Here is a 4,130-nt window from a genome sequence, read left to right as displayed (position 1 = left end):
TCTGCCTTTCTCCGCCTCAGCTCTTCGTCCGCAGCCACCAGAAGGCAATTCATGCTCTGATTGTTATCAGTAGAGCGGCTTGATCCGACGCTGGCGGCACAGTTAACCGAATGGCCCTCTAACACGTAGGCGCGGTTCAAGACCTGTTCGATGCGTAATCCTTGTTGCTCAACGTCAAAGTCAGACTCGGAGTCGATTTGCACGACGACAAATTCGTCGCCTCCAAGCCTAACAACCATGTCTTCAGGATTTATAGATGTCCGCAACCTATCGGCGACCAAGCATAGCAAGCTATCGCCTACCTGGTGACCAAGCCGGTCGTTGACCGGCTTGAAGTCGTCGAGGTCGACATAGTGAAACGCGATACGCCCGTGTCGCTCTGGCCGGGCGTTTGTCTCAAATGCCTCGGCGAGAGCCAGCCGGTTGCCAAGCCCAGTGAGGTGATCCGTTTTGACCTGACGAGCAAAGGCGTGTCGCGTTGTCGTCTTTGCCAACTGCGAACGATATCGTTGGCTAGCGCTACGAAGGCCGCCTGTGAGCAGCGCAAATAGGCAAAGAGCCGAAACGATCGCATTCGGATCTCCCCGCAGTAGCAGAACTAAAGCTGGCGGGATTACCGCGACAATCAGGCTCGTAATCACGATGTAAGGGCGCATAGCGACCGTAGATGCTGCTCCTGCGGCGTATCCCACGACGAGAATGCCGATGGGCATCTGCCATTCTGCCAGCGGCAGCATATAGGATCGTGCGGCAAATAGACCGAAGACAGCCGCGAAGGCCCAATAGGTGAGTGCAAACCGGCGCTCAAAGCGCTTGGCAGTGAGTAAGGGCATTTCGGGGTTATCGCACAGCCGTCTACCGCGGATCAAAACGGCAAGGCGTGCTACGCTCGCGATCGTTCCTATAGCGACCAAGCTCGCCAGAGCGATATCCCGTGAGGCGTGAACGCCGAGCACACCAACCACGAGGAACAGCAACGTCATGATCGCTGCGGGCATGCGCGTGCCGCACAGACTGGCAACCAGCTCGACGTACGTTCCGTCAGGAATGTCGCGAACGAATGGGCTCTCAGTGGCTTTCACACGTCTCTAATTAAACGCAAAAGGTGAAGGCATTCTATCTGAACGCTTCCCTCAGGACACGGGGGCTGGCTTAATTGACGCGAAACACATGAGCCGGTGTTCGAAACTGGGAAGCGTATCGTCCGCCGTAGACGGCGGTTGATGGGTCCTATCAGCCCCACTCTGTCGGGCAGTGCCGTCCACAGTCGGCCATCCATCGGGTGCTATAGTAGGTCCATACTTTCTGGGAACAGTTGACAGATAACTCTACTTAGGTTGAGTAAAAGTATGGCCCGTAATCGTCGACCATCGAAGCAAATGCTCCTCTTGCTGGAGGCACTGTCGGCGCACACTCAGCAGTGGCGCCACGGCTACGATCTGATGAAAGAGACGGGGCTCCTGTCTGGAACGCTGTACCCGCTACTGATCCGCATGACCGACCAAGGGCTTGTCGAGAACGAGTGGCGTGAACCGGAACACCCTGGCCGGCCTGCTCGACATGCATACCGTTTAACGAGTGCTGGAGTGGCATTTGCGCGTATGGCCACACCTGCCGGCCCAATGACTTTCACCAAGGCCGCCTTCGCGTGAAATCAGCTGTGTCGCGAGCTCTGCTGTCATTGGCCAGTCGGTCTCTCGGCTCGGATCGCCGAACATGGGCGATGGCCATGGAAGCGGAGTTCGAAGCTGCGGTGGAGGATCGACGTCCATTCCTGTTCGCTCTCGGCTGCCTGTTCGTAGCGTGGCGAGAGATCGGGAAGCACAGCGAAGGACGCCTGATCCTTGCGAGTTACGCGCTTGCTCTGGGGTTACTCATTCCGATGGCAACTCTGCAGTTCCAGCAGGCGGTCGGCTTCCTGTCTTCGGCAGACGGTCCGCCTTTTGGTATCCCAAGTGCCGGCGACGGACCGAATCTTTATTTGATCTGGTCTCAGAACAGCGCAATCCCGATATTGCTTATCACGTGGCTTCTGCTCGGTATGGCGCACCTATGTCTCGCGTGGACGCTCGTAGAGGGGGATTGGCCGCGCATCGTGAAGTGCGGCACGCTGATTGGAGCAGCAATGATCACGTTGTCGCTGTTCATGGGCGTATTGATGATCGATCTGTCGTCATTGGGGGTGCAAGTCGCGGAGTTGGTGATCGAATTTGTGGCGGTGGTAGTCATTTCGCGGTGGCACATTCGGATTTCATCGGACACCTCATCCGAACTGCTCGCCCGGTAGCTTGTAGGTACTTTTCTACGATCCGAACGAACGACCGGAACTCTGTGGAGTCACTTGACTCTTAAATCTACATATGTTGCTCTGCGCCTACAGCGAGGGTGGTGAGGTTCGACGCTTACGGCCGACAAAACGCTGCCTAGGTGTGGGCAGAACCGACGGGGGGCACAGTGTCCGACGCGGTGAAAGGGGAGCGAAGATGTGGCGAGTTATCAGTCTCGGTGTCGTCGCTGCCGGCACTGTCTTGCTCATCACTCTTCTCGTCTTCCCGCGTAAGCCTGTCGTTGATGCCGGTGAGGCCGGCCTTTTCGCCAACGACTGCTGCGGCACGGTAAAGCTGGCCGGCGGCAAGATGCTGCTCAATGATCAGCGGACGGTATCCTACGTTGTCGCGAGAGATGCAGATGGGCCGTACATCCTGCCCCACGTCGACGTCGGCGTTGTAGCCGATCAGGGGCTCGACGTGGATGGAACACGCTCGGTGCGCAGGCTGCGCCTTGACCGGCTACCTACGCCGACCAGAATTACGCTGCATGAGGGTTTGACACCCTATGTCTTTGCACGGTCGACCCCACGTCTTCGCAAATAACTTCGAAGGGACCGTTCATCAGCTTGAATGATTTGGTTGGAGCCGCCCTAGCACCACTCATAAGTCTACATATGTTTCTATAACGCGGAGCGATGGCTTCTGAATGTTACGAGCGGTTGTTTAGCAGCGAACGGTGAGAAGACTTTGGCACGGCATACCGGCCGTGCTGCACGGTGAGGAAGTGGAGCAATGATAAAAACCATGACTAGTGCGTCCCGCGGCTCCCCCTATCGGGTGCTGACGGCCCTTCTTGCGCTTCTCGCGACAGGCTTCGCCGGCCGCGTAGAGGCGCAGCCACAGGCAGAGGTCGGCATACCTTCGTCGAATCGCGCGCGCTTGGCCGTGCTCGGGCCGACCGCCACCGATGTTCGCATCTCATCTGAGCCCGGTGTTGTTCTGGCGGGAACGCTGTACCTGCCGGCAGGGCACAGCAAGGGTCCCTATCCTTTGGCCGTGCTGATCGAGGGGAATGGGCCCAATAAACGCGGTGGCTTTTCCGAGATAATCAAAAGACTGTCCGCCGACGGCATCGCTGCCCTGGAATATGACAAGCGCGGTGTCGGGCAGTCGACGGGCACGTACGAGGAGGATGTCGAGCGACTGACCGCGGATGCCCGCGCCGCGGTCGCGGCGATGCGCCATCGCTCGGATATTATTGCCAGCCGCATTGCGTTGGTCGGCCATAGCGGGGGCGGTGTGATTGCGCCGTCGGCGGCGGCCGCCGATCCCGAAATCGCGGCCGTGGTGACGCTGGCGGGCAATGTTGGCGACGGGCTGCCCTATGTCAGGAAGGGGCTTTACAAGCAGATGATGAAGATGGTTGTCGGGGGCCGTGACACCCTCGTCGGCCCGGCGGCGGATGCGGCCATAGCTTTGCTCCAGGCTCGTGTAGACAGCGGAGATGCGGCAACGATTGCACGCCTTCATGCCAACGCCGTAGACTGGTTCGAGGCAGCGGGGTTCCCGCGCGCTCAGGCGGAACAAGCGCTCGCCATGATCGACGTTCCAGAGGCCTGGGGCGCACGAAAGCTTCGCTCGGCCTCCGATCTCAGGGCCTTGCACATTCCCGTTCTAGCGATCTACGGAACCAAGGATACGCTGGTGGATGACGCACCCGCGGCGCGTGCCGCTTTGGCGAGCAACCGTCGCGCTCAAATTGTAATGCTCGATGGGCTCGGTCATTCGTTCCAAGAAGGCGCGGTTGCAGGCGAGCCGGATGAGGCGTCAAGGTTGGGCCCGTATCTCGGATCGCCTCGC

General features: G+C 58.9%; 5 protein-coding genes. 4 read left to right on the top strand and 1 reads right to left on the bottom strand.

Features of this window, described 5'->3' with window-relative positions:
• The coding region (locus IFT87_RS20020) for a GGDEF domain-containing protein (RefSeq protein ID WP_192191739.1) at nt 1–998 on the bottom strand (998 nt) is incomplete at its 3' end.
• 381 nt (nt 999–1,379) lie between these two features.
• Here IFT87_RS20020 and IFT87_RS20015 point away from each other — a divergent pair.
• The 4 genes from IFT87_RS20015 to IFT87_RS20000 all read left to right on the top strand — a co-directional run.
• A complete protein-coding gene (locus IFT87_RS20015; protein WP_192191738.1) occupies nt 1,380–1,652 on the top strand; it encodes a PadR family transcriptional regulator in 273 nt (90 codons plus the stop codon).
• Between the two features lie 71 nt (nt 1,653–1,723).
• Entirely contained in the window at nt 1,724–2,287 is a 564-nt protein-coding gene (locus IFT87_RS20010) for a hypothetical protein (RefSeq protein ID WP_192191737.1), read from the top strand.
• Between the two features lie 196 nt (nt 2,288–2,483).
• Nucleotides 2,484–2,873 carry a hypothetical protein gene (locus IFT87_RS20005; RefSeq protein ID WP_192191736.1) on the top strand — a complete coding sequence of 130 codons (390 nt, stop codon included), beginning with the start codon at nt 2,484–2,486 and terminating at the stop codon, nt 2,871–2,873.
• Between the two features lie 189 nt (nt 2,874–3,062).
• Nucleotides 3,063–4,130, top strand: a 1,068-nt coding sequence (locus IFT87_RS20000) for an alpha/beta hydrolase (protein WP_192191735.1), incomplete at its 3' end; no start/stop codon positions are given.

This window comes from Sphingomonas sp. CFBP 8765 (genome assembly GCF_014841445.1).
In the GTDB taxonomy this organism is placed as follows: Bacteria; Pseudomonadota; Alphaproteobacteria; order Sphingomonadales; family Sphingomonadaceae; genus Sphingomonas; species Sphingomonas aerolata.
Note: the sequence above shows the minus strand (reverse complement) of the source record. Positions and strands in the feature narration are given on the sequence as shown.

What these genes read in the sequence shown, in the direction of transcription:
- IFT87_RS20015 (WP_192191738.1), top strand. Translation starts at nt 1,380, where the DNA reads ATGCTCCTCTTGCTGGAGGCACTGTCGGCGCACACTCAGCAGTGGCGC.
- IFT87_RS20010 (WP_192191737.1), top strand. Translation starts at nt 1,724, where the DNA reads ATGGCCATGGAAGCGGAGTTCGAAGCTGCGGTGGAGGATCGACGTCCA.
- IFT87_RS20005 (WP_192191736.1), top strand. Translation starts at nt 2,484, where the DNA reads ATGTGGCGAGTTATCAGTCTCGGTGTCGTCGCTGCCGGCACTGTCTTG.